Origin of the sequence: Brucella anthropi ATCC 49188, assembly GCF_000017405.1 — a bacterium.
In the GTDB taxonomy this organism is placed as follows: domain Bacteria; phylum Pseudomonadota; class Alphaproteobacteria; order Rhizobiales; family Rhizobiaceae; genus Brucella; species Brucella anthropi.
On sequence record NC_009667.1, the window covers coordinates 101,290 to 124,143 of the forward strand.

The following is a 22,854-nucleotide window of genomic DNA, read 5'->3' on the forward strand; positions in this document are numbered from 1 at the left end:
GCGAATCAAAGTTTGAGTCCGGGAGCAAGCTGTTTATGCTCCCGACCGGCGTCAGCCTCCCGATGTCCCCTTATTTTGCATGTTCGTCAGGCTCTTTTCGATAGTGGGCATAAAGTTAGACACCATCGTTTCGACGCCCTTTTCATTGGGGTGCATTCCGTCCTCGAGCAGAAAGTCCTTCTTGGTTGCTACGCCGTCGAGGAAAAACGGGTAGAGCGGCACGCCATATTTCTGTGCCAGCTTCGGATAGATCGGGTTGAACTTGGCGGCATAGTCCTTGCCCATGTTGGGCGGGGCCATCATGCCGGCAAGAATGACCGAAATGCCGCGCTGCTTCAGGCGCGCCAGCATCTCGTCGAGGTTCTTTTCGGTAATGTCGGGTTCGATGCCGCGCAGCGCGTCATTCGCACCCAGTTCAAGGATGACCAGATCGGTGCCATCGGGAACGGACCAGTCGATGCGCGAAAGCCCGCCCGTGGTCGTGTCGCCCGACACGCCCGCATTCTCGATCGAAACCTCGACACCCTTGTCGTTGAGTGCCTTTTCAAGCTGCTGCGGAAAGGCGGCATTGGCCGGCAGCAGATAGCCCGCCATGAGGCTGTCGCCGAAACCGACGATCTTGACCTGTGAAAGCTGCTCGGTCGGCAGTGCGTCTTCGAGACCGGTCGGATCCTCCTGCGCCTGCGCCGTAGTGATGGGGCTTGCCGCCATAAAAGACGCCATCATCGCAAAAATCGGGAGCCATGCCGGAATTGAGAGTTTGAAACGCATCGTCGAAAACCCATATTTGAGGGGCTGTGGGCAAATGGCCCGCCGGACTTCTCTTCAATAATTGGCGCAACATAAGTTCAAATTTGTGGCGCGCTGTTTGGTTCTAAAGATTCATATAGGATAAAAACCGCGTGACGGAACAGGTTGTTGGCCCGATTATCGAACTTGAGAACGTTCATCTAACCCTTGGTCACGCCGCCTCATCGGTGCATGTGCTGAAGGGCGTTTCCCTTCATATATCGCAGGGACAGTCGGTTGGCATCGTTGGTCCGTCCGGTTCCGGCAAGTCCACGCTGCTGATGGTTCTGGCCGGTCTGGAGCATGTTGATAACGGAACTGTGAAGATTGCCGGTGAGACGATCAGCCAGATGAGCGAAGATCAGGCCGCCGCTTTCCGCGGCGCCAATATCGGCATCGTGTTCCAGTCCTTCCACCTCATTCCCAACATGACCGCGCTTGAAAATGTCGCCGTGCCATTGGAACTGGCCGGGCGTCGCGATGCTTTCGAGGTGGCGGAACGCGAATTGCGCGCTGTCGGCCTTGGCGAGCGCCTCACCCATTATCCATCGGAGCTTTCCGGCGGTGAACAGCAGCGCGTTGCGATTGCCCGTGCTCTTGCGCCAAGCCCGAAAATCCTGATCGCGGATGAGCCGACCGGCAATCTCGATACCACGACGGGGCGCCAGATTGCTGATCTTCTGTTCGCCAAGCAGCGCGAAAACGGCCTCACCATGGTGCTCGTCACGCATGACCCGGCGCTTGCGGCGCGCTGCGACATCGAAATTCCAGTGCGCTCGGGCCGGATCGAAGAGCCTGCACAGGGCGGCTCGGTTCTCGAATCGCTGGCAGCTGGCGCATGAGTGCAGCAAAGTCGTTCTCGCTTGCTCTCCGCTTTGCGCTGCGTGAAATGCGCGGTGGCCTGTCCGGTTTCTATATTTTCCTCGCCTGTATCGCGCTTGGCGTTGCCGCTATCGGCGGCGTCAACTCGGTGGCGCGCTCGGTCAGCACCGGCATTGCGTCGGAAGGCCAGAGCATTCTGGGCGGTGATGTCAGCTTCGCGCTCAATCAGCGGGAAACAACGGCGGAAGAACGCGCCTTCATCGCAAAACAGGGCAGAATGGCGGAAAGCGCCACCATGCGCTCCATGGCGCGCATGCCCGATGGTTCCGACCAGTCGCTGGTCGAGGTGAAGGCTGTCGACGCGGCCTATCCGCTTTATGGCGAACTGAAGGTTCAACCGCAGCAATCTTTGGCTGACATGACCGGCGAGAAGGACGGCACCTATGGCGCGGCCGTCAGTCAGGATTTCCTCAATCGCATGGACCTTTCGCTTGGCGCAAAAGTGCTGCTCGGCTCGCAAGTGTTTGAATTGCGTGGCCTGATCGAGAGCGAACCGGACCTGCTTTCTTCGGGTTTCAATTTTGCGCCGCGCTTTCTGGTTTCGCTGGATGGCCTGCGTGCTTCCGGTCTCATTCAGCCCGGAAGCCTTGTCGATCATATCTACAAGGTTGCTCTTCCGGACGGCGCGCCGGATGCAGCAATTGCCGAAGTCAGGCGGCAGGCCGCTGCCGATTTCCCCGATGCAGGCTGGAACATCCGTTCCCGCACCAATGCCGCTCCGGCGCTGAGCGCCAATATCGAGCGCTTCTCGCAATTCCTGACACTGGTGGGCCTGACAGCCCTGATCGTCGGCGGTGTCGGCGTCGCCAATGCGGTGCGCGCCTATCTTGACGGCAAGCGCGGCGTGATCGCCACCTTCAAGTCGCTCGGCGCGCCAGCGCGCTTCGCGGTGTTGGTTTATCTCGTGCAGATTATGGTGATCGGCTTCATAGGCATTGTTCTCGGGCTGATACTGGCGGCGATTATCCCGTTTGCTGCCGCGATGGCGCTTGCCAATTATCTGCCGGTCGCCGGTGGTGGCGGTTTCTTTCCCGATGCTCTGGCGCTCGCTGCCGTCTTCGGCCTCATCACCACGCTTGCCTTCGCGATTATTCCGCTGGGCCGCGCACGCGATATTCCGGCGACGGCGCTTTTCCGCGAACAAGGTTTTGAACAGCGCGGCCTGCCACCGTTCCTCTATCTCACCCTTGCGGTTCTGCTGATTGCTGCACTCGCCGGTCTGGCGCTCTACGTTGCTTATGACCGGCGTATCGCCGCAATCTTCATCGTTTCGGCCATTGCGGCTTTCGGCGTGCTGCGGCTAGTCGCCGACGGCATCCGCTGGCTTGCCCGCCGGGTTCCGCGCGTGCGCTCGACGTCGCTCCGGCTTGCAGTGGGCAACATCCATCGACCCGGCGCACTCACGCCCTCTGTGGTGCTTTCACTGGGCCTTGGCCTGACGCTGATGGTGGCAATCGCGCTGATCGATGGCAATCTGCGTCGCCAGGTAACGGAAAACATTCCAGCACAGGCGCCCGACTTTTTCTTCGTCGATATCCAGAACCGCGATATCGGCGATTTCACCAAGCTGGTCAGCGGCATCGTACCCGATGGCAAGCTGACCTCCGGTCCGATGCTGCGCGGGCGTATCGTTGCCTTCAACGGCACCAATGTGCGCGACATGACCATCCCGCCGGAAGCAGCCTGGGTGCTGCGCGGCGACCGTGGCATTACCTTTTCCGATACGGTCCCCGAAAACTCGACACTGACGGAAGGCGAATGGTGGCCGAACGACTATAGTGGCGAACCACTGGTGTCCTTCGCGGAGCGCGAGGGCAAGGAACTGGGCCTGAAGCTCGGCGACACGGTGACGGTCAATGTGCTGGGCCGCAACATCACCGCGAAGATTGCAAGCTTCCGTCAGGTTCAGTGGGAAACGCTTGCGATGAATTTCGTCATGGTGTTTTCGCCCAATACCTTTGCCGGTGCGCCTGCGACTTGGCTGGCGACGCTCACCATTCCCGATAGCCAGAAGAACCTTGCGCCTGATGTGCTGCGGCAGGTCACCAAGACATGGCCCGCCGTTACGACGGTCAGCGTGACCGATGCGCTCAATGTCGCCAATGATCTGATCAGCCAGCTTGCAACCGCCATTCGCGCTGCGGCTTCCATCGCGCTGGCTGCATCCGTTCTGGTGCTGGGCGGAGCGCTGGCTGCGGGCAACCGCGCCCGTGTCCACGATGCCGTGGTGCTGAAGACGCTGGGCGCCACGCGCGGCACGCTGATCACGGCCTATGTGCTTGAATATATGCTGCTCGGACTCGCAACGGCGCTCTTTGCGCTTGTCGCCGGCAGCGTGGCTGGCTGGTATGTCGTGGTGGAAATCATGAAGCTGAAAGCGAGCTTCCTGCCTGATGTCGCGCTGATGACCGTTGCCATCGCGCTGGTGCTGACTGTCGGTTTCGGCTTGGCCGGGACATGGCGCGTTCTCGGCCAAAAGCCTGCCCAGGTACTCAGGACGATATGAACGATTTGTAATCGTCACGGGCAGAAAAACGTAAGTCATTGGATCGTATGGAGAAAGCGTTTACACTTCCAGGCTGCTGCATCACGTTTTTTTACAGGTGGTACTTGTACGCGAAGGCCGAAATCCCCATAATGTCAGGCAGGCATGCTGGGGTCCCGCCAGCGGCGCCTGGCGGCGGCTCGACCTTTTGAGCGCCCCCGACACCGGACGGGACATGGCAAGAGGATTTAAGTCATGGCTGACTTTCGCAATATTCAGGCGCAGCAGAGGCCGGTAGGCGGCGCTCGCGCTGATGCAGGCATCGATCAGGGCCTGCGCAGCTATATGCTTGGCGTATATAACATGATGGCTATCGGCTTGGCCGTTACCGGCCTTGCCGCATTTGCCGTTGCAGCACTCGCAACGACCACGGACCCGTCCGCAGCCGTCGCCCAGCTCGCCAACGGCAAGATGCTCACCGGTCTCGGTGTGGCGCTCTACACGTCTCCGCTTCGCTGGGTCGTGATGCTTGCGCCGCTTGCGGCAGTGTTTTTCCTGAGCTTCCGCATCGAACGTCTTTCGGTCTCGACCGCTAACGCCGTCTTCTGGGGCTATGCAGCTCTCGTCGGTCTGTCGCTGTCGTCGATCTTCCTGGTCTTCACCGGCCAGAGCATCGTTCGCACCTTCTTCGTGACGGCTGCTTCCTTTGGCGCGCTGTCGCTCTACGGTTACACGACCAAGCGCGACCTGTCCGCCATGGGCTCGTTCCTGATCATGGGCCTGTTCGGCCTGATCCTGGCATCGGTCGTCAACATCTTCCTCGGCTCCACCGCGCTGCAGTTCGCGATCTCGGTGATCGGCGTTCTGATCTTCGCAGGCCTCACCGCCTACGACACGCAGTCGATCAAGGAAATGTACTACGAAGGCGATTCTTCGGATGCGCATGGCCGCAAGGTCGTAATGGGCGCGCTGCGTCTCTATCTCGACTTCATCAACATGTTCACCTTCCTGCTGCAGTTCATGGGCAACCGCGAATAGTCGACTGAAGAGTGATTGAACAAAAGGGCAGCGGAAACGCTGCCCTTTTTGCTTTTGTCCATATGATTACTGATGCATGGTAGAAGCCTTATCAAAACACTTTACTCCGGTTCCTCCCATGCCCGTCATTCGTGATTTCCAGCCTGCCGATATTGAAACGATTACCACCATCTATACGGAAGCCGTACTGACCGGCGCGGGCTCCTATGAGATCGAGCCGCCGACAATGGACGAAATGGTGAAGCGTTTTGAGGCATTCGTGGAGCAGGGCTTTCCGATCCTCGTCGCGGAGGAGGATGGCCGGGTTCTGGGCTATGCCTATGCGAGTTATTTCCGCGTCAGACCAGCCTACCGCTGGCTTGCGGAGGATTCGATCTATATCGCCCCGGATGCGAAGGGAAAGGGTATCGGCAAGCTTTTGCTGCGGGAACTCATCGACCGTATTGCTGCATTGGGGTTCCGGCAATTGCTGGCGGTCATCGGCGATGGCGAACACAATATCGGCTCGGTCAAGCTGCATGAGAGCCTTGGCTTCACCCATTGCGGACGTATCGAGGGCTCCGGCTTCAAGCATGGACGCTGGCTGGATACGGTGTTGATGCAGCTACCGCTCAACGGCGGGCGTTCAATCGAGCCGGGAACGCCGCCACTTTCATGATCCTGTAGTCGCTGCCGAAATCAGCTTTCGACGAGCTTGAGGCTCTTGTCGAACACGCGCAGCACGCGTTCCAGCTCATGGCCGCGCTTCATGATAAGCCCGCTTGCAGCGATGACCGAATAAGCGCCCTGTTTCTGCGCCAGCTTCGGATTCTTCTCGATGCGGAAGAGCGGTACTTCGCTTGCGCGGCGAAAGATGGAAAACACCGCACGGTCAGCCAGATGATCAATGGCGTAATCACGCCACGTGCCGGAGGCAACCATGCGGCCATAAATGTTCAGGATTTTGGCAAGTTCATGCCGGTTGAAACTGATGGGAGCCGGTCGCACACGGTCGATAGGAACGACCTTTGGCGAAGCAGACGAGGGAGAAGGGGATGACAAATCCTCATTCGCCACGCTTGACGTATTCATGTCGTTCCTTTCAGCCTTTTGCAGAGCCGGACCGAAGACCGGGCGGGATCAAGAACAAACTGCGCGCAACCGGTTTGGATATTCGGCAATGGCGACGAAGCGAACCGAACCGGCGCATGACAACAGGGTGATGCTTTTGTGAAGCAATTTCAAGGGGAGGCTTTTGCAGGCCGGTTTTCATCGCCAATTATCTGGCGGGGAAAGCCCCAATAAATAGGGATTATGGGCTCTATATTAGTTATTCACGAAAAGAGAATGCCTGTTTGGAATGGTGATTGTCGGCCACATTTTCGCCTTGTCAGCTTCGCATTCCAGCCTGATTATGGCTTCAGCATCTACACGTTGCCTGAGACGGTTCGGTTCGGGTATGTCCGACCCCAAGCCCCCCGCCCAAAGGACTGCCCGAGCCGAACCAACCTTTTCCAGCCCCGCTGAACCAAGTTGCAACACGCACCCAGATGCCCGACGCTACATCAGCCCAAAATGAGAATCTGTTCGATCTGATCGAAACGCATTTCTTGCTGTAAATCGCGCAAGAGCGATGAGGATCGCAGAAAGCTCAAAGGCCGATCGGCTTCTTCTGCTTGAACATGGCCGCGCCATGGATAGGGCCGAGCGAATTGTCATCGCGCGTTTCCTGCAGCACCACCGCACAGCCTGAAACATCCTTGCGTTTCAGTTCCGACGCCGGGATTTCGATCTTCAGCGGCTTGCCGTCCCACATGCCGATCGTATTGGTATCGCGGACAGTGTTGCGATAGGTGACAGCCTCACCGGCATTTTCACCTTCGGTGATCGGAATGGTCACGGAATCGCGGAAATAGAACAGCACGACATGCACCGGCGCTTCCGGCTTCTTGCCTGCACCGATATCGATGGACAGGCGCCCATCATCAAGCTGTGTGATCGAAACCGGCACATCCAGCTTGTTGGCCGCAATCTGCGCCTGAACGGCTTCACTGTCGCGACCGTTCACTTCCGTCGTACCATTGATGATGGCTTGCGGCGTATAGATCATGCGCGCATTGAAGGAGTTGCGATAGGCGTTCTGCCGGTCGGTGTTTTCCTGGGTGGCAAGCGTGTCGCGCCATCCCATATAATCCCAGTAATTGACATGGAACGACAGCGCCAGAACATTGGGATCGTCGGCATATTTCGCGAAATTCTGGTCAGCCTTGGGGCAGGACTTGCAGCCCTGGCTGGTGTAGAGCTCCAGAACGGCGGTCTTCTTGCCACTGTCTTGTGCCTTGGCCGGCCCCTGCATGGAGATGCAGCCGGTGAATGCCAGCCCCAGAACGGCACAGATGCTACGCCAGCCGGGCAAATGCTCGCCGGTAAGCCATGAACCTGTCCCATAGAAGGGGGCGTGGAGTATCACTTCGTTTCATCCTGCAATAATTGTCGCTGACATCTATTATGTAAGAAGTCCTGCAATCAATAGGAATTCACGTTGCGGTGAGATTCGCAGGCGTTACGATTCCCATATCTCACCCTTAAGGGCGAATATCACCAAAATAGCCCACAACAGATTGTGCGAGAACGAGACTGGCTGAACATGAGATCGAGCTTGAGAGAAAAAGCCATCGCCATTTGCGATGAGAAGATAGCGAAAAAGGGCGATACGGTCGGTATCTCGTTCTATGCGTTCTTTGCCAACAAGAACACGGAGCCTGAATTGCTCATGGAAGCTGCCGAGTGGTGGATCAAGACCCATACCCTCGATCACTTTGAAAAAGCGGTAAAAATCAGAGAAATGATCCGATCAGGCCGATAGGCTCCATGTCTAATCTAAAATAAAAAAGCCGCCGGATTTCTCCGGCGGCTTCTGAATTTCAAGCGCGTGCTGATTAAGCAGCGAGATCGCGCAGAACGGTCTGCAAAATGCCGCCGTTCTTCATGTAGTCGAGCTCGTCCAGCGTATCGATGCGGCAGATGAGCGGAACCTTCTTCACCGTGCCATCGGCAAAAGTGATCGAAGCGTCGACCTTCTGGCGCGGACGTACATCTGCAAGACCTTCGATGGTGACCATTTCGTCGCCCTTGAGGCCCAGTGTCTGCCAGCTGGTGCCTTCCTCAAAGACGAAAGGCACAATGCCCATGCCGACGAGGTTGGAGCGGTGGATACGCTCGAAGGACTGCGCGATCACGGCCTTGACGCCGAGCAGGTTGGTGCCCTTGGCAGCCCAGTCACGCGAAGAACCGTTGCCATATTCGACGCCTGCGAAGACGACGAGCGGAACGCCCTCGGCCTTGTACTGCATGGCAGCATCATAGATCGAGGTTTCTTCCTTCGACGGGTAGTGGATGGTGTAGCCACCTTCTCGTCCGTTTTCGCCCAGCATGTGGTTGCGAATGCGGATGTTTGCGAAGGTGCCGCGCATCATCACTTCATGGTTGCCGCGACGCGTGCCGTACTGGTTGAAGTCGGCAATGCCGACGCCATGGTCGATGAGATACTTGCCAGCTGGCGACTGTGCCTTGATCGAACCGGCAGGCGAAATGTGGTCGGTCGTGATCTTGTCGCCGAAGAGACCCAGAATGCGGGCACCCTTGACGTCGCCGATCGTACCGGCCGATTTGCCCATGCCAACGAAGTAAGGCGGGTTCTGCACATAGGTCGAGTTGTCGTCCCATGCATAGGTCTGGCCTGCGGGCACCTGAACGGCCTGCCAGTTTTCGTCGCCCTTGAAGACGTCCGCATACTTTTCCGAGAAGATCTTGCGGGTCACGTTCTTGGCGATGAACTCCTGGATTTCCTGAGAGGAAGGCCAGATGTCGCGGAGGAACACCGGATTTCCGTTCTGATCTTCGCCGAGCGGCTCCTTGGTCAGGTCCTTGGTGACTGTACCGGCAAGAGCGTGGGCGACGACGAGCGGCGGCGAAGCAAGGTAGTTTGCCTGAACGTCCGGCGAAACGCGGCCTTCGAAGTTACGGTTGCCGGAAAGAACGGCAGCCGCGATCAGGCCCTTTTCGTTGATCGTCTTGGAGATCGGAGCAGGCAGCGGACCGGAATTGCCGATGCAGGTCGTGCAGCCGAAGCCGACGAGGTTGAAGCCGAGCGCATCGAGATCCTTCTGGAGGCCAGCGGATTCGAGATAGGCGGCAACGACCTGAGAGCCGGGAGCCAGAGAAGTCTTGACCCAAGGCTTGGTCTTGAGGCCCTTGGCAACGGCGTTGCGGGCCAGAAGGCCGGCGGCGATCAGCACGCTCGGGTTCGAGGTGTTGGTGCACGACGTGATGGCGGCAATCGCCACATCGCCATGGCCGAGATCATAGTCTTCGCCTTCAACGGCATAACGCGCGGTCTGGCCGGTGGTCTTCTTGTACTCGTTTTCGAGCGAGGTGGCGAAACCGGAAGCGATGTTTTCCAGCGCGATGCGGCCTTCCGGACGCTTCGGGCCGGCCATCGACGGAACCACGTCGCTCATGTCAAGTTCGAGAATGTCGGTGAAGACCGGATCGGCTGCACCCTTGTCGCGCCACATGCCCTGTGCACGGCAATAAGCTTCGACGAGTTCGATGCGATGCTCGTCGCGGCCGGTGGTGTTCATGTAGTTGAGCGTTTCGCGGTCAACCGGGAAGAAACCACAGGTCGCGCCATATTCCGGACCCATATTGGCGATGGTTGCGCGGTCGGCCAGCGTCATGTTTTCGAGGCCTTCGCCGAAGAACTCGACGAACTTGCCGACAACGCCCTTCTTGCGCAGCATCTGCGTGACGGTGAGAACGAGGTCGGTCGCGGTCACGCCTTCCTTGATCTTGCCGGTCAGACGGAAGCCAACGACTTCCGGCAGAAGCATGGAAACCGGCTGGCCGAGCATGGCAGCTTCAGCTTCGATGCCGCCAACACCCCAACCCAGAACGCCAAGGCCGTTGACCATGGTGGTGTGGCTGTCGGTGCCGACGCAGGTGTCAGGGTAGGCAACGGTTTCGCCGTCTTCTTCCTTGGTCCAGACAGCCTGGGCCAGATATTCGAGGTTCACCTGATGGCAGATGCCGGTGCCCGGAGGAACGACGCGGAAGTTCTTGAATGCCTGCTGGCCCCACTTCAGGAAGCGGTAGCGTTCGCCGTTGCGCTGATATTCGAGGTCCACATTGGCCTTGAATGCGCTTGGATTGCCGAATTCGTCGACGATGACCGAGTGGTCGATGACGAGATCGACGGGAACGAGCGGGTTGATCTTTTCCGGATCGCCGCCAAGAGCCTTGAGGCCGTCGCGCATGGCTGCAAGGTCAACGACGGCAGGAACGCCGGTGAAGTCCTGCATCAGCACGCGGGCCGGGCGGTAGGCGATTTCTGCGCCTGCGGAACCGCGGTCGTTCAACCACTTGGCAACAGCTTCGATGTCCGACTTCTTGACGGAGCGGTCGTCCTCGAAGCGGAGCAGGTTCTCGAGCAGAACCTTCATGGAGAATGGAAGCTTGGAAACGCCTTCGAGACCGTTCTTTTCGGCTTCGGTCAGGCTGTAATAAACATAATCCTTACCACCTACGGTAAGGGTTTTGCGGCATTTAAAGCTGTCGATGTGCGACACTGCGTTCGTCCTTCATGCTACTGGCCGGAAAACCAGGACGAACGCCTCTGCTGCGTTTCAAGGACGCGCCAAGGTGCGGGTGCAGTCATTTCCGCTGTCCGTCCCGATGCCTGCGTCCTTGAGGGCAACAGGTTGAGATCGGCCAAAAATGGTTTCCACGCCGACCGCTGGCGTGGTAGCCCTCATATAGAGAGTTTTCTAAAACGATTCCAGACAGAATATCGTGAATTCGGCCCCTTGCGGCGAAATGTTGCGATGCCTTTCCGTAGACCTTCCGGGGTTCCGGTTCTATTGGTCTGGCAATTATCCATCGGGGCTTAGAGGGTATAAAATGCGGCTTGAAGCCGAAAATCTGGCGGGCGAGAGAGGCGGGGAAACGATTTTCGCTGGCCTGTCTTTTGCTCTCGGTGAAGGCGAGGCGCTGGTGGTGACCGGACCGAATGGCTCGGGCAAGTCCACGCTGCTGCGAATCATCAGCGGCCTGCTTCAGCCCGAAGCGGGCAAGGTTGAGCTTCGCGAGGATGGCACAGTTTTTCCGGTGCGCGCCGCCTGCCATTATCTCGGCCATCAGAACGCGATGAAACCGGCGCTCAGCGTGCGTGAAAACCTGTCCTTCTGGCAGAAGTTCAATGGTGCTGCGCAAACGGAGATCGATGAGGCGCTGGAAGCCGTCGATCTGCCCGGCGTGGAGCATCTGCCTTTCGGCTATCTGTCGACGGGGCAGAAGCGCCGTGTTTCCATCGCCAGGCTTCTGGTCAGTCATCGTCCGCTCTGGATCGTCGATGAACCGACAGCCGGTCTCGACAAGGCGTCCGAAGCCCGCTTCGCCGAGCTGATGCGCGGGCATATGCGGGGCGGCGGCATGATCGTCGCTGCAACGCATATTCCTCTTGGCCTTGAAGGTGTCAGCGCGCTCGACATGGCCGCCTGTTCAGTCGAGGCTGCCTGATGCTGGCGCTTTTTCTGAGAGATTTGCGCCTCAGTTTCCGCGCCGGTGGTGGCGCGCTGATCGGAATCCTATTCTTTCTGGCCGTGATTTCGGTGATGCCCTTCGGCGTCGGGCCTGATCTCAACCTTCTCGCACGCATCGGTCCTGCCATGCTGTGGATCGGCGCGTTGCTGGCAACGCTACTGGGGCTCGACCGGCTGTTTCAGGCTGACCGGGAGGATGGTTCGCTCGACCTGCTGCTGATCGGCGCGGACAGTCACATGCTGGCCTTCACGGTTTTTGTGAAATGCGTGGCCCATTGGGTGGCAAGTGTGCTGCCGCTGGTAATCGCATCGCCAATGCTCGGCCTGTTCATGAACATGGATGCATCGGCAATCGGCGCAACATCGCTGACGCTTCTGGTGGGAACGCCCGCCATCGCCTTCATTGGCGCTGTGGGTGCAGCCCTTGCCGTGGCGCTGCCGCGTGGCGGGTTGCTGGTGTCGGTGATCGTTCTGCCGCTCACCATTCCGGTGCTCATTTTCGGTGTATCAGCTTCGCATGGAGCGACAGTAGACAATGCGCCCTTTCTGGCGCCATTCCTTATTCTTGCAGCACTCACCCTGTTCTTTGCCGTCCTCGGGCCTCTGGCCGCGAGCGCGGCACTGAAAAGTTCGGCGGATTGAACATGATCCCGAAAAGTGGGAACCGCCTTCGCGGGGAAAACAGTCCACTGGACTGTTTTCTGATCCCGCTACGATCAGAATCGATCAAGTTCGGCGGATTGACGCAGTTGATTACGGTCAATTGAACGGCACGGGGGTGGAAGGTAAGTATAGGCCATGGAAAAAGACATGACCAAAGACGCCGTTAAAACCACGAGCTGGCTCGATCTGGCCAATCCCACGCGGTTCCTTGCCTTTGCAGGCAAGGTGTTGCCATGGCTGGCCGTGCTTTCGGTGCTGTTTCTGGCGGCTGGTCTCTATATGGTCTTTTTCCTGTCGCCGGAAGACTACCAGCAGGGCATGACGGTTCGCATCATGTATATCCATGTGCCTTTCGCATGGCTTTCCATGATGTGCTATTCGATCATGGCTGTTTCGGCGCTGGGCACGCTGGTCTGGCGACATCCGCTGGCCGATGTCTCGATCCGCGCAGCCGCTCCGCTCGGTGCCGTCTTCACCGCGCTTGCGCTCGCCACCGGTTCGCTCTGGGGCAAGCCGATGTGGGGCACGTGGTGGGTGTGGGATGCGCGACTGACTTCGGTGTTCGTGCTGTTCCTGATGTATCTCGGCATTATCGCGCTGTCGCGCGCCATGGACGATCCGGCGAAAAGCGCCAAACCTGTGGCCGTGCTCACGCTGGTCGGCTTCATCAATATTCCGATCATCAAATTCTCGGTCGACTGGTGGAACACGCTGCATCAGCCAGCCTCGGTGTTCCGCATGGATGGACCGACCATCGACGGCTCCATGTTGCGCCCGCTTTTCGTGATGGCTATCGGCTTCTCGCTTCTGTTTTTCACCCTGCATATGATGGCCATGCGCAATGAAATCTGGCGCCGCCGCGTGGCGTCGATGAAGAAGCTTGCCGCACGGAATGCCGACCGCAATCGCAAAGCACAGGAGGGTGCAGTATGAACCATCTTGGCTATGTTCTCGCATCCTATGGCATCACGGTCGCGGCACTCGCCGTCACCATTGGCTGGATATTGATCGATCAGCGTATCCACAAAAACGAACTGAAGCGGCTTGAGGCGCAGGGTGTGCGCCGCCGTTCTGCAAAAGCCTCCGGTAAAGCACAATGACCGAAACGACCGAGAAGCCAGCCGCGCCGAAAAAGCGCTCCACATGGGTTGCCCTGCTGCCGCTGGCGATTTTCGTCGGACTGGCGGCGGTGTTTGCGGTCCAGCTTCTGTCGGGCAAGGACAATACGACGATCCCTTCCGCTTTGATCGGCAAGCAGGCACCGCAGACGAACCTGCCGCCCGTCGAGGGGCTGGTGCGCGATGGCGTGCCTGTGCCCGGCCTCAACAGCGAAGAGTTTAAGGGCAAGCTGACACTGGTGAATGTCTGGGGATCGTGGTGCGTTCCCTGCCGTCAGGAGCATCCGCTCCTGATGGAAATCGCCAAGGACGAGCGCATCCGCGTGGTTGGCCTCAATTACAAGGACCAGCCGGAAAATGCGCGCCGCTTCTTGGGCGATCTAGGCAACCCGTTTGCAGCCGTCGGTGCCGACCGCGCCGGACGCTCAGCCATCGAATGGGGCGTCTACGGCGTGCCGGAAACCTTCCTCGTCGGTCCGGATGGTAAGATTGTCTACAAGCATGTCGGGCCGTTTACGCCAGAATCTGTGAAGAATGATCTGATGCCACTTATAAAATAAACACGACTAATTGGGTAAATACGACATGGAGCCACTTGAAAAGCTAGTAGGTTTATATTTGCGGCTAAATGGTTATTTTTTGTCAAAATATATTATCCACTCGCCTAAAAGCGGAACTGTGCGCGGGGAAGTAGACTGGCTAGCTTTTAAAGGTGCTCATCATTCGCAAAGCCATGTAGGGGATAGTGGGTGTGACTTTCTAAGCCTAAAAGAGAAGCACAATGATATTATCATCTGCGAAGTAAAGTCATCAGCTTCCTCTGATTTTAATAAATCTTTGAAGAGTACTGAAAATATTAAGGACATATTATCATGGATAGGTGTTGTTTCCGATAGAGATATCGATTCACTTGCTGAGAAAGTATCGAAATTAGTTTCTCGAGATGTAGATAAAATTGAAGCGCAATTAGGTATAGTTTATCAGAACTATGTTTTCAGGCCGCTTTTAGCGATTGGTGTGGATTCTGACCGGGATTTTGAGAAGCGTTGGCGTCTTAATACTGGCATAATTTTCAATTTCATTAAAAAAAGATTGGCAACAGAAAACCATATACCGTCATGCTCTAGAAACTACGGAGCTTCGCAATGGGGCGATGATTATAAAGATCTGATAGATTGGTTTAAAAAAAATAATGCTGAAACTATCAATATAGAAAACTTCAATAAGAAATTTAAAGGTTAAATAGCACTGCCCTTAATAGGGCAGTGCTAAATCACGTAACAATCAATCCGGCAGTTTCCGCACCGCGCCCTTGGCGGCACTGGTTGCCATCGAAGCATAAGCCTTCAAGGCAGTGGAAATCTTGCGCTTGCGTGTTTCCGCTGGCTTCCAGCCCGTTTCTTCCTGCTCGGCGCGGCGTTCTGCCAGCGTTGCATCATCAACAGCCAGATGGATCTTGCGGTTTGGAATGTCGATATCAATGATATCGCCTTCGCGCACCAGACCAATGGTGCCGCCTTCGGCTGCTTCCGGCGAAACGTGACCAATCGAGAGGCCTGAAGAGCCGCCCGAGAAACGTCCGTCGGTGATCAGCGCGCAAGCCTTACCCAGACCCTTCGACTTCAGATAGCTGGTCGGGTAGAGCATTTCCTGCATGCCGGGGCCGCCGCGCGGGCCTTCATAGCGGATCAGTACAATGTCGCCAGCCTTGATCTTGCCGTTCAGAATGCCGAGTACTGCGGTATCCTGACTTTCGAAGATGCGGGCAGGGCCGGAGAACTTCAGGATGGAATCGTCCACGCCTGCTGTCTTCACGATGCAGCCGTCTTCGGCCAGATTGCCGTAAAGCACGGCCAGACCGCCATCTTGACTGAAGGCGTGTTCCTTGGAGCGGATGACGCCCTTTTCACGGTCGGTATCGACGCTGTCGAAGCGGCGTTCCTGAGAGAAGGCAACCTGCGTCGGCACGCCACCGGGTGCAGCTGAATAGAACTTGTGCACCATGTCGCTGTTGGTGCGGGTCACGTCCCAATGATCGAGCGCCTTGGCAACGGTTTCGCTGTGCACGGTCGGCAGATCGGTATTGATCAGCCCTGCCTTGTCGAGCTGACCGAGAATGCCCATGATGCCGCCTGCGCGGTGCACATCTTCCATGTGAACGGTATTGTTGGCAGGCGCGACCTTGCAGAGCACCGGCACGCGGCGCGACAGGCGGTCGATATCGGCCATGGTGAAATCGATTTCGGCTTCCTGTGCAGCTGCAAGCAGATGCAGAACCGTATTGGTCGAACCGCCCATGGCAATGTCGAGCGTCATGGCGTTTTCAAAAGCCGGGAAGCTCGCAATCGAGCGTGGCAGCACGCTTTCGTCGTCCTGCTCGTAATAACGGCGGGCGAGATCGACAACCAGATGACCGGCTTCCACGAAGAGGCGCTTGCGGTCGGCATGGGTTGCGAGCGTCGAGCCATTGCCCGGCAGCGACAGGCCGAGCGCTTCGGTGAGGCAGTTCATCGAGTTTGCGGTGAACATGCCCGAGCACGAACCGCAGGTCGGGCATGCTGAACGCTCAATCGCCTTGACCTGATCGTCGGTGTAGCTGTCGTCGGCGGCTGCAACCATCGCATCGACGAGGTCGAGCTTCTTGACCTGATCATCCCAGACGACCTTGCCTGCTTCCATCGGACCGCCGGAAACGAACACGACCGGGATATTGAGGCGCAGAGCGGCCATCAGCATACCGGGAGTGATCTTGTCGCAGTTGGAAATGCAGACCATCGCATCGGCGCAATGGGCATTGACCATATATTCGACCGAGTCGGCGATGAGTTCACGCGACGGCAGCGAATAGAGCATGCCGTCGTGACCCATGGCGATGCCGTCATCGACCGCAATGGTGTTGAATTCTTTTGCCACGCCGCCAGCGCTTTCAATTTCGCGCGCAACGAGCTGGCCGAGGTCCTTCAGGTGCACGTGGCCGGGCACGAACTGGGTGAACGAGTTCACCACGGCAATAATCGGCTTGCCGAAATCCTCATCCTTCATGCCGGTGGCGCGCCATAGGCCGCGCGCGCCGGCCATGTTGCGACCGTGGGTGGTTGTACGCGAACGATAAGGAGGCATTTTCAAACCTTTTAGGAACTATTCCAATGTGTAACGTCGATATGACAGAACCGTTCCCGCTGAGCAAAGCGCAAATTGCCCCATACTATCGGGGCTGAACCATTCGCAGACTTGCGGACAACGGAAAGGGTTCCGGCGTGCGACAGCTTTCGCAGGCACAGACACGGCAATCTAGCACGTTATTGTTATAATGCAAAAGATATTGCGCTGAAAACGTAAGGAAGTTGCTCAGCCTCAAGATGGTGCGTCTGCCATGGCGGCATCCAGCAGGGCATTCGCCGTTTTCATCCGCTGTTCCGCGGCAAGGCGAAACTCTTCCGGCAGGCGGTCCGGATGATTGCTGGCGGCAAAGCTGCGCCGCCGCCGTTGCAGTTCGGAGCGTTTCAGGCCGGAATGCAGGTCCAGCTCCTGGCGGATTGCATCCGGCGACTGCTTCTGCATCCGCGCTTCTATCGCCTGTCTTTCCTGTTCAGGCTCGGGCGCAGCCTCCGGCACGCTCTCAATATCGAACAGGCTTTCAAGATTGTCCGGCTGGCGGGGTGTTGCTGGCGTATCGCCGAAACCCACGGAAAAGACGGCGGAAGCAAACCCGAATTGCGGCGGGCGGGTGTTTTCCTCGGGGCTTGCGTCAGCCTCGACTTCCTTCAGAACCGTTGCGAAATCCGGGCGGTTCCGCAGCATCAGGCTTGCTGCACCCTATGCGACGAAAAGGCGGAAGCCAGAGCGCGCGTCAGCCGGGATGGCAGCACAGGCTTCTGAAAGACCGGTATTCCGGGATAACGTGCCGCAAGGCGCGCTGGAAGGCCACCGCCGGTATGGATGACCACGAAGACATCACGGCTCTTCAACCGGTCCAGCACGGCTTCCACATCGCCATCGGCGAGGTTCACATCGAGAATGGCGGCATCAACTTCATTGCGATTGATGATATCTATTGCTTGCCGGACGGTGCCGACCGGACCGAGAACGGTTCCGTTCGCATCCTCGACAGTCGCGGCGACATCGAGGGCGACGAAAATCTCGTCTTCCACCACCAATACCCGCCGCTGTCCAAGATCGTTCATCACTTGTCTCGCTGCCTCCCTTTTTGAGGTAAGCCCTTCACGCAAGAAATGCGCGAGCGCAAGCAGAGGTTCCCTTCGCCGGCATGATAATTCGTTAATGGTGAATCAAACCTTTACCGGTTTTGGAGGCCGCGATGTCAGAATGCGGTGAAGGTCAGCGTCGTCAGTGAACGGATGATGTTGGGAATGTTGAGAACATTCTCGTTGATGAACTTGCCGATATCCTGATCCTCGGCAATGTAGATCTTGGCCAGAAGGTCGAATTCGCCGCTGGTGGAATAAAGCTCGGAGACGATTTCGCGCTGAAAGAGCGTATCGGCAACTTCGTAGGTCTTGCCGGGGGCGCACTGCAGTTGCAGGAAAACGGGCTTCATGTCTCTTCCTTTCGCGACGGGACTGCGTGGCGGATATCACAGCAGTGTTTGCAGGTTACAAACACGGACAGCCCGCCGAAATCAAGAGCGAAAGCATAGCGGATGGCGATGTTTGGCGCAGCAGGTTTGTCCTCCACGCATGGCTGGTTCACGCGGAGGTTTTAATTTACTCAATTGTAATTTTCTTGAGAGGGCGCAATAAGACTTCTCCCAGAAATTGTAATTTGCGCGTCCGATTTATATGAAATTTGTACTTCCCGCCGTTTTGCTGCTGTTCGCGTTCGCCTTTTTCTCGGCGTGGCTTTCCGATCGCGGTCGCCAGTTTCTGGTGTCCTGCGGCGCTTGTTTCCTGCTGATCGGCCTCGCAATGCTGGTCCAGCTTGGTGATTTCCCTTCGGACGACAATCTGAACACGGTGCTTTCTGCCGCATTTTATGTCGGAGGCACGCTCGTTGGCGGCTATGGCATTTTGCAGCGAAGCGGGCTGCGGCTTACATCTGCCTTCTACATATTGAGCTTTGCCCTCATCGTCGGCGGTGTCTGGTATTATTGCTATATTGAGCCCGATCTTCTGTCGCGGGTCTATGTGCTCAATCTGGGCATGGCCACGTTGATCCTTTCTTTCGCATGGCAGGCGCGGCGGCTGTTCAAGGGGCCGCTGGTGGACAAGCTGCTGCTGGTCATGCTCGTTCTGGTGGCATTGCAATTCGTGCCGCGCACGCTTCTGACCGCCCGCTCCCTGCTCGGCGATGTCGATGGCGACGATTTCGCAACGACTGTTTTCTGGCAATGGACGGTGTTTTCTACCGCTATCGCAGCGGTTGTCACCGGCTTCGCCTTGCTGGCCGCTGCCGGTTACGACCGTATCGGCGAACTGTCGCATGAACGTGACAGCGATCCCTTGACCGGGCTCCTCAACCGGCGCGGACTGGAAATGCGCTACGATGCGCTTTCACAGACGAAAAAGGGCGTGCCCGGCTGGGTTGCCGTTTGCGATATCGATTACTTCAAGGCGCTGAATGATGCCTATGGCCATGCGGCGGGCGACGCGGTTTTGAAGGAATTCGCTGGAATCCTGCGCAAACTCATCGGCGAACGGCCACTGATTGCGCGTACTGGCGGCGAGGAGTTCGTGATCTGTGTCGACGACATGCATGCCGATAATGTCTTCCAGCTTATGGAAGGCGTGCGGCAGAACATCGAGAGGCACCGGTTCCAGCGCCTCGCAAAGGAAGCCAGCGTCACATGCAGCATCGGCTGTGTCCGTCTGCCGGAGCAGGGTGATTTCTGGCAGGCGGTCGATAAGGCCGACAAAATCCTCTACGCCGCCAAGAAAGAAGGACGCAACCGCACCTATGTGGAAGGGTTAAACCCGAACAGCGACGGATAGTTCACAGAGCGGACGAATTTTGGGGATGGCGGTTTTTACGGGTGGTCTTCGATAACTTTCCGGTGATGATCCGCACATTGCCGCAAATCATGCTTATTATCGCCGCCGATAATGTGAGTATCGAGGAGTTCCCGAAAGTCCGATGAAATTCAAATCCCTTGTGTTGCCTGCGTCCGCTGTTGTTGGTCTCCTCTCGTTCGGCCCGGCGGTTTCTCCGTCTTTTGCAATGAATGCTTCCGAAAAGGCCCAGCTCGAGAAGCTCGATCCGGCAACCCGCCTTGAGCAACGTTGCGACGTGGAAGCAATGGAACGCATCACGCGGGAACAGAAGTTTTCGGTCGACAAGGTTCTGGCCTATGCCTTCTCCGATCCCGTGACCACGAAGAATTCGATCGAGGCCGATGGCGCTGCCTTCCGCAGCCGCGAGCACTGGTACAAGCTGTCCTTTGTCTGCAAGACGGATGAGGAACATATCAATATCGTTTCGTTTCGCTACGATATCGGCGATGAAGTGCCCCAGAACCAGTGGGACAAGCACTACCTCGTCCCATAACAGGGTCGTCTATTCTTCCGAGTCGTCCGAACGGCAGGCTGACAGCAGCGTCACTTCCTTGGCGGTGTGATCGGCTTCGAGATGGCTCAGCACAGCCTGACCGTCCTTGTCGCTCCAGCGGTAGCTGTCCTGCTCATCGATGGCGACATATTTCTTGAGACTGTCATGCCATTGCAGCGCGATCATCTTGCCTTCCGCATCGAGAACCGCAAAGCCGGGTGCGCTGCCATTGCGGATATAGGTAACAGGCACGACGACCCCACGTTCGCAGATGTAATCGACCCGCTCGATGGGGTTTGCATCCTGAGCCTGCGCCGAAACAGAAGGCGCGAAGAGCATTGCCGGGCCTGCTATAACCGCGAAAAGGGTGCAAATGGAACGCTTGCCATATGCCATGGTGAAAAATCCTCTGGTCAGCCAATCGATACAGGGAAAATAACTCTTCGGCGGCCCGGTTCAAGAGCGATCATATCGCGCGGTAAAGTTGCAACCCGACAGCAAAAAATAATCAGCCTGCGACCGATTTCCTGCAACCGAAACAGGTTTCGCCCGTTATCAGCCTGCCGATCGCGAGATTGGCGGAGGCCCGGATGAATACTTGCCCCCCGCAACCCCAGTCCGGGCCTCACTTCCGAGGTTGGAAAGATTGTATCTGAAATTATTGGGATTGTTCGTACTCATAGCAGGCACTTATATCGGGTGAGCTTGATTTAGAAATTTATACTGAAGCCCGGTGATCCCATATGATGCTCAATCTGATCGTGGTTTTTGTTGTTGCCGGATTGCTCCTTCATTTTTTCAATTGGCGTAAGACCGGAATCGTTCTGATCGGCCTTGCGGCCATCTTTTACGGTGCAATTGCTTCGGCAATTCTTCCCGACACGCTGATGAGCCGCCTGCAATCGGCCTATTCATCGCAATTGCAGACGCAGCTTGAAGACAATACTGCCTTCATCGTCTTCGGTATGGGAACCCAGACAGTCGATGGCGACGGTCAGAAGGTGGTCGAACCACTTGCCTTCTCCTACGGGCCGATTTTGGCGGCGGTCGCCATGAACCGACAATGTGTCGAGAAGGGTTTTCGCTGCAAGTTCATCGCCAGCGGCGCCGATGTAGCCGGAACGGGTGTTTCCGAAGCCGCATCAATCGCCACGCAGCTGGAAAAGGCCGGTGTCGATCCGGCTTCCGTCCTGCTTGACGAGAAAAGCCGCAACAGCTGGCAGAACTCCAGGAACGTAGCAGCAATCCTGCGCGAGATCAGACCGGCGAAAGTTGTTCTGCTACAGGCTGCGCCGATGATGAAGCGCGATCTTCTTTATCTGGCACATTTTGGTGTGAAGCCTGAGCCGGTTGCGGCCGGTTATCTGACCGGATCGCATACCAACATGTCTTCGCCGGGCCTGTATTTCCTCATGACCGATCTGGCGCTTCACGAGGAGATCGGAGTCTGGCGCTATACGCTCTACAACTTCATGGGCTGGAATGAGCCGAAGCAGCCTCCGCTCCAACTGGGGCAGGCCACGAGCAGCCTCCCCACCCAAACTTCACCGGCTGCCGGACCGGTGTCGGCTCAATGAGTTAATGATACTATCATCGGCGTGTTTCGACATGCCGGTGGAAAAATTATCTCCGAATTCTCCAACAAAATGAGTAGATTTTTCGAAGTCGTTTCAAATAACGACCGGCTTGTGGCATCCTGTCTTCAAAGAGCTCTGATACTGTCTTGGCCAGTGAAACATGGAGGCGGTCATGAAGATATCGAGATTCTCGCTCACTTTGGCAGCATTGGTGGCTGCGGCTTCGCTGACCGGAACGGTTCAGGCAAGCTTTGCCGATCAGACACTTCTGAACGTGTCCTACGATCCGACGCGTGAACTTTACAAGGATTACAACGCCGCTTTTGCCGCCCACTGGAAGGCAGAAACCGGCGAAACCGTCACCATTCGCGCTTCCCATGGCGGGTCGGGCAAGCAGGCGCGCTCGGTGATCGATGGCATCAAGGCCGATGTGGTGACGCTGGCGCTTGAAAGCGATATCGATGCGATTGCCGCACTTTCAGGCAAGATCGACAAGGACTGGCGCAAGCGCCTGCCCAACAATTCGGCTCCCTATACGTCAACCATCGTCTTCCTTGTGCGCAAGGGCAATCCGAAGGGCATCAAGGACTGGGGCGATCTGGTGAAGGACGGCGTCGAGGTCATCACGCCGAACCCGAAGACCTCCGGCGGTGCCCGCTGGAACTATCTCGCCGCATGGGCCTGGGCCTACAAGCAATACGGTGGCGACGAGCAGAAGATCAAGGATTACATCGGCGAACTGTTCCGCCATGTGCCAGTGCTCGATACCGGTGCGCGCGGCTCGACAACCACTTTCGTGCAACGTCAGCTCGGCGATGTGTTGCTTGCCTGGGAAAACGAAGCCTATCTCTCGGTGGCTGAATTTGGCGAGGATGCATTCGACATCGTTGTTCCGCCGCAATCCATTCTGGCTGAACCGCCAGTCGCGGTGGTGGACAAGAATGCCGAGGAAAACGGCACCACCAAGCTGGCGCAGGCCTATCTTGAATATCTGTATTCGCCGGAAGGTCAGGCGCTTGCCGCCAAACATTTCTACCGTCCGTCGAAGCCTGACATCATCCCTGCCGACAAGCAGCGCAAGTTTCCGGACTTGACGCTGGTGACGATCGATGATCCGATTTTCGGTGGATGGGCCAAGGCACAGCCCTATCATTTTGGCGATGGAGGAACGTTCGACCAGCTCTACAAGCCGGGAAAATAATCCGGAGTTCGAGAGCAATCAG

Annotated in this window: 24 protein-coding genes; 15 read left to right on the forward strand and 9 right to left on the reverse strand. The window is 57.2% G+C overall.

Features of this window, described 5'->3' with window-relative positions; genetic code table 11:
• Window positions 1-51 precede the first annotated feature (51 nt).
• Window positions 52-771: an arylesterase gene (locus tag OANT_RS00495; protein WP_011982321.1), complete on the reverse strand. Its 720-nt coding sequence runs from the start codon at window positions 769-771 to the stop codon at window positions 52-54.
• 131 nt (window positions 772-902) lie between these two features.
• Here OANT_RS00495 and OANT_RS00500 point away from each other — a divergent pair, with 131 nt between their 5' ends.
• The 4 genes from OANT_RS00500 to OANT_RS00515 all read left to right on the forward strand — a co-directional run bounded on the left by OANT_RS00500 (window position 903) and on the right by OANT_RS00515 (window position 5,852).
• Complete coding sequence (locus OANT_RS00500) at window positions 903-1,631, forward strand: ABC transporter ATP-binding protein (protein WP_011982322.1); 729 nt, start codon at window positions 903-905, stop codon at window positions 1,629-1,631.
• On the forward strand, window positions 1,628-4,177 hold the full coding sequence (locus tag OANT_RS00505; RefSeq protein ID WP_011982323.1) for an ABC transporter permease: 2,550 nt from the start codon (window positions 1,628-1,630) through the stop codon (window positions 4,175-4,177). The genes OANT_RS00500 and OANT_RS00505 overlap by 4 nt, the downstream gene beginning before the upstream one ends.
• A gap of 234 nt (window positions 4,178-4,411) precedes the next feature.
• Window positions 4,412-5,194 carry a Bax inhibitor-1/YccA family protein gene (locus tag OANT_RS00510; protein ID WP_011982324.1) on the forward strand — a complete coding sequence of 261 codons (783 nt, stop codon included), beginning with the start codon at window positions 4,412-4,414 and terminating at the stop codon, window positions 5,192-5,194.
• 118 nt (window positions 5,195-5,312) lie between these two features.
• Window positions 5,313-5,852, forward strand: a complete 540-nt coding sequence (locus tag OANT_RS00515) for a GNAT family N-acetyltransferase (RefSeq protein WP_040129023.1) — start codon at window positions 5,313-5,315, stop codon at window positions 5,850-5,852.
• A gap of 20 nt (window positions 5,853-5,872) precedes the next feature.
• On the opposite strand, the gene OANT_RS00520 is transcribed toward OANT_RS00515, so the two are convergent.
• On the reverse strand, window positions 5,873-6,265 hold the full coding sequence (locus tag OANT_RS00520; protein ID WP_010657937.1) for a DUF2794 domain-containing protein: 393 nt from the start codon (window positions 6,263-6,265) through the stop codon (window positions 5,873-5,875).
• A gap of 559 nt (window positions 6,266-6,824) precedes the next feature.
• The gene (locus OANT_RS00525; RefSeq protein ID WP_029375846.1) at window positions 6,825-7,559 is read right to left on the reverse strand and encodes a DUF1223 domain-containing protein; all 735 of its coding nucleotides are present in this window, start codon (window positions 7,557-7,559) and stop codon (window positions 6,825-6,827) included.
• Between the two features lie 261 nt (window positions 7,560-7,820).
• Here OANT_RS00525 and OANT_RS00530 point away from each other — a divergent pair, with 261 nt between their 5' ends.
• Window positions 7,821-8,039, forward strand: a complete 219-nt coding sequence (locus OANT_RS00530; RefSeq protein WP_040129021.1) for a DUF6500 family protein — start codon at window positions 7,821-7,823, stop codon at window positions 8,037-8,039.
• Window positions 8,040-8,112: 73 nt separating this feature from the next.
• On the opposite strand, the gene acnA is transcribed toward OANT_RS00530, so the two are convergent.
• Window positions 8,113-10,800 (reverse strand): aconitate hydratase AcnA, encoded by a 2,688-nt coding sequence (acnA, locus tag OANT_RS00535; protein WP_011982327.1) that lies wholly within the window; start codon window positions 10,798-10,800, stop codon window positions 8,113-8,115.
• A 331-nt stretch (window positions 10,801-11,131) separates the two neighbouring features.
• On the opposite strand from acnA, the gene ccmA reads away from it, so the two are divergent.
• The 6 genes from ccmA to OANT_RS00565 all read left to right on the forward strand — a co-directional run bounded on the left by ccmA (window position 11,132) and on the right by OANT_RS00565 (window position 14,795).
• Entirely contained in the window at window positions 11,132-11,749 is a 618-nt protein-coding gene (ccmA, locus tag OANT_RS00540) for a heme ABC exporter ATP-binding protein CcmA (RefSeq protein WP_011982328.1), read from the forward strand.
• A complete protein-coding gene (gene ccmB, locus OANT_RS00545; protein ID WP_011982329.1) occupies window positions 11,749-12,414 on the forward strand; it encodes a heme exporter protein CcmB in 666 nt (221 codons plus the stop codon). The genes ccmA and ccmB overlap by 1 nt, the downstream gene beginning before the upstream one ends.
• Before the next feature lie 168 nt (window positions 12,415-12,582).
• Window positions 12,583-13,368: a heme ABC transporter permease gene (locus OANT_RS00550; protein ID WP_029375847.1), complete on the forward strand. Its 786-nt coding sequence runs from the start codon at window positions 12,583-12,585 to the stop codon at window positions 13,366-13,368.
• On the forward strand, window positions 13,365-13,535 hold the full coding sequence (gene ccmD, locus OANT_RS00555) for a heme exporter protein CcmD (protein ID WP_011982330.1): 171 nt from the start codon (window positions 13,365-13,367) through the stop codon (window positions 13,533-13,535). The genes OANT_RS00550 and ccmD overlap by 4 nt, the downstream gene beginning before the upstream one ends.
• Window positions 13,532-14,113 carry a DsbE family thiol:disulfide interchange protein gene (locus OANT_RS00560; RefSeq protein WP_011982331.1) on the forward strand — a complete coding sequence of 194 codons (582 nt, stop codon included), beginning with the start codon at window positions 13,532-13,534 and terminating at the stop codon, window positions 14,111-14,113. Before ccmD ends, OANT_RS00560 begins: the two co-directional genes overlap by 4 nt.
• Window positions 14,114-14,138: 25 nt before the next feature.
• Entirely contained in the window at window positions 14,139-14,795 is a 657-nt protein-coding gene (locus tag OANT_RS00565; RefSeq protein WP_011982332.1) for a hypothetical protein, read from the forward strand.
• A gap of 42 nt (window positions 14,796-14,837) precedes the next feature.
• On the opposite strand, the gene ilvD is transcribed toward OANT_RS00565, so the two are convergent.
• From ilvD to OANT_RS00585, 4 genes are all read right to left on the reverse strand, one after another.
• Window positions 14,838-16,673: a dihydroxy-acid dehydratase gene (gene ilvD / locus OANT_RS00570; protein WP_011982333.1), complete on the reverse strand. Its 1,836-nt coding sequence runs from the start codon at window positions 16,671-16,673 to the stop codon at window positions 14,838-14,840.
• 234 nt (window positions 16,674-16,907) lie between these two features.
• Window positions 16,908-17,354, reverse strand: coding sequence for a hypothetical protein (locus tag OANT_RS00575; protein ID WP_011982334.1), 447 nt, complete (start codon window positions 17,352-17,354; stop codon window positions 16,908-16,910).
• The gene (locus OANT_RS00580; protein ID WP_011982335.1) at window positions 17,354-17,737 is read right to left on the reverse strand and encodes a response regulator; all 384 of its coding nucleotides are present in this window, start codon (window positions 17,735-17,737) and stop codon (window positions 17,354-17,356) included. The genes OANT_RS00575 and OANT_RS00580 overlap by 1 nt, the downstream gene beginning before the upstream one ends.
• Before the next feature lie 137 nt (window positions 17,738-17,874).
• Entirely contained in the window at window positions 17,875-18,111 is a 237-nt protein-coding gene (locus tag OANT_RS00585; RefSeq protein WP_010657951.1) for an Lrp/AsnC ligand binding domain-containing protein, read from the reverse strand.
• 241 nt (window positions 18,112-18,352) lie between these two features.
• Here OANT_RS00585 and OANT_RS00590 point away from each other — a divergent pair, with 241 nt between their 5' ends.
• On the forward strand, window positions 18,353-19,501 hold the full coding sequence (locus OANT_RS00590; RefSeq protein ID WP_011982336.1) for a diguanylate cyclase domain-containing protein: 1,149 nt from the start codon (window positions 18,353-18,355) through the stop codon (window positions 19,499-19,501).
• 142 nt (window positions 19,502-19,643) lie between these two features.
• Window positions 19,644-20,054 (forward strand): DUF930 domain-containing protein, encoded by a 411-nt coding sequence (locus OANT_RS00595; RefSeq protein WP_010657953.1) that lies wholly within the window; start codon window positions 19,644-19,646, stop codon window positions 20,052-20,054.
• A gap of 9 nt (window positions 20,055-20,063) precedes the next feature.
• Here the strand turns inward: OANT_RS00595 and OANT_RS00600 are convergent, their stop codons facing one another.
• Window positions 20,064-20,450, reverse strand: a complete 387-nt coding sequence (locus OANT_RS00600; protein ID WP_010657954.1) for a hypothetical protein — start codon at window positions 20,448-20,450, stop codon at window positions 20,064-20,066.
• A 347-nt stretch (window positions 20,451-20,797) separates the two neighbouring features.
• On the opposite strand from OANT_RS00600, the gene OANT_RS00605 reads away from it, so the two are divergent.
• Together OANT_RS00605 and OANT_RS00610 are read left to right on the forward strand one after the other, a co-directional pair.
• Window positions 20,798-21,631, forward strand: coding sequence for a YdcF family protein (locus OANT_RS00605; protein ID WP_011982337.1), 834 nt, complete (start codon window positions 20,798-20,800; stop codon window positions 21,629-21,631).
• A gap of 172 nt (window positions 21,632-21,803) precedes the next feature.
• Window positions 21,804-22,832: a sulfate ABC transporter substrate-binding protein gene (locus OANT_RS00610; protein WP_010657956.1), complete on the forward strand. Its 1,029-nt coding sequence runs from the start codon at window positions 21,804-21,806 to the stop codon at window positions 22,830-22,832.
• Window positions 22,833-22,854: the final 22 nt, after the last annotated feature.

Coding starts and splice junctions, on each gene's coding strand:
- OANT_RS00610 (WP_010657956.1), top strand. CDS start 21,804: ATGAAGATATCGAGATTCTCGCTCACTTTGGCAGCATTGGTGGCTGCG.
- OANT_RS00600 (WP_010657954.1), bottom strand. CDS start 20,450: ATGGCATATGGCAAGCGTTCCATTTGCACCCTTTTCGCGGTTATAGCA.
- OANT_RS00505 (WP_011982323.1), top strand. CDS start 1,628: ATGAGTGCAGCAAAGTCGTTCTCGCTTGCTCTCCGCTTTGCGCTGCGT.
- OANT_RS00510 (WP_011982324.1), top strand. CDS start 4,412: ATGGCTGACTTTCGCAATATTCAGGCGCAGCAGAGGCCGGTAGGCGGC.
- ccmD (WP_011982330.1), top strand. CDS start 13,365: ATGAACCATCTTGGCTATGTTCTCGCATCCTATGGCATCACGGTCGCG.
- OANT_RS00550 (WP_029375847.1), top strand. CDS start 12,583: ATGACCAAAGACGCCGTTAAAACCACGAGCTGGCTCGATCTGGCCAAT.
- OANT_RS00495 (WP_011982321.1), bottom strand. CDS start 771: ATGCGTTTCAAACTCTCAATTCCGGCATGGCTCCCGATTTTTGCGATG.
- OANT_RS00595 (WP_010657953.1), top strand. CDS start 19,644: ATGAAATTCAAATCCCTTGTGTTGCCTGCGTCCGCTGTTGTTGGTCTC.
- OANT_RS00590 (WP_011982336.1), top strand. CDS start 18,353: ATGAAATTTGTACTTCCCGCCGTTTTGCTGCTGTTCGCGTTCGCCTTT.
- OANT_RS00520 (WP_010657937.1), bottom strand. CDS start 6,265: ATGAATACGTCAAGCGTGGCGAATGAGGATTTGTCATCCCCTTCTCCC.
- OANT_RS00530 (WP_040129021.1), top strand. CDS start 7,821: ATGAGATCGAGCTTGAGAGAAAAAGCCATCGCCATTTGCGATGAGAAG.
- OANT_RS00560 (WP_011982331.1), top strand. CDS start 13,532: ATGACCGAAACGACCGAGAAGCCAGCCGCGCCGAAAAAGCGCTCCACA.
- OANT_RS00580 (WP_011982335.1), bottom strand. CDS start 17,737: ATGAACGATCTTGGACAGCGGCGGGTATTGGTGGTGGAAGACGAGATT.
- OANT_RS00575 (WP_011982334.1), bottom strand. CDS start 17,354: ATGCTGCGGAACCGCCCGGATTTCGCAACGGTTCTGAAGGAAGTCGAG.
- OANT_RS00585 (WP_010657951.1), bottom strand. CDS start 18,111: ATGAAGCCCGTTTTCCTGCAACTGCAGTGCGCCCCCGGCAAGACCTAC.
- OANT_RS00605 (WP_011982337.1), top strand. CDS start 20,798: ATGATGCTCAATCTGATCGTGGTTTTTGTTGTTGCCGGATTGCTCCTT.
- OANT_RS00515 (WP_040129023.1), top strand. CDS start 5,313: ATGCCCGTCATTCGTGATTTCCAGCCTGCCGATATTGAAACGATTACC.
- OANT_RS00565 (WP_011982332.1), top strand. CDS start 14,139: ATGGAGCCACTTGAAAAGCTAGTAGGTTTATATTTGCGGCTAAATGGT.
- ilvD (WP_011982333.1), bottom strand. CDS start 16,673: ATGCCTCCTTATCGTTCGCGTACAACCACCCACGGTCGCAACATGGCC.
- ccmB (WP_011982329.1), top strand. CDS start 11,749: ATGCTGGCGCTTTTTCTGAGAGATTTGCGCCTCAGTTTCCGCGCCGGT.
- ccmA (WP_011982328.1), top strand. CDS start 11,132: ATGCGGCTTGAAGCCGAAAATCTGGCGGGCGAGAGAGGCGGGGAAACG.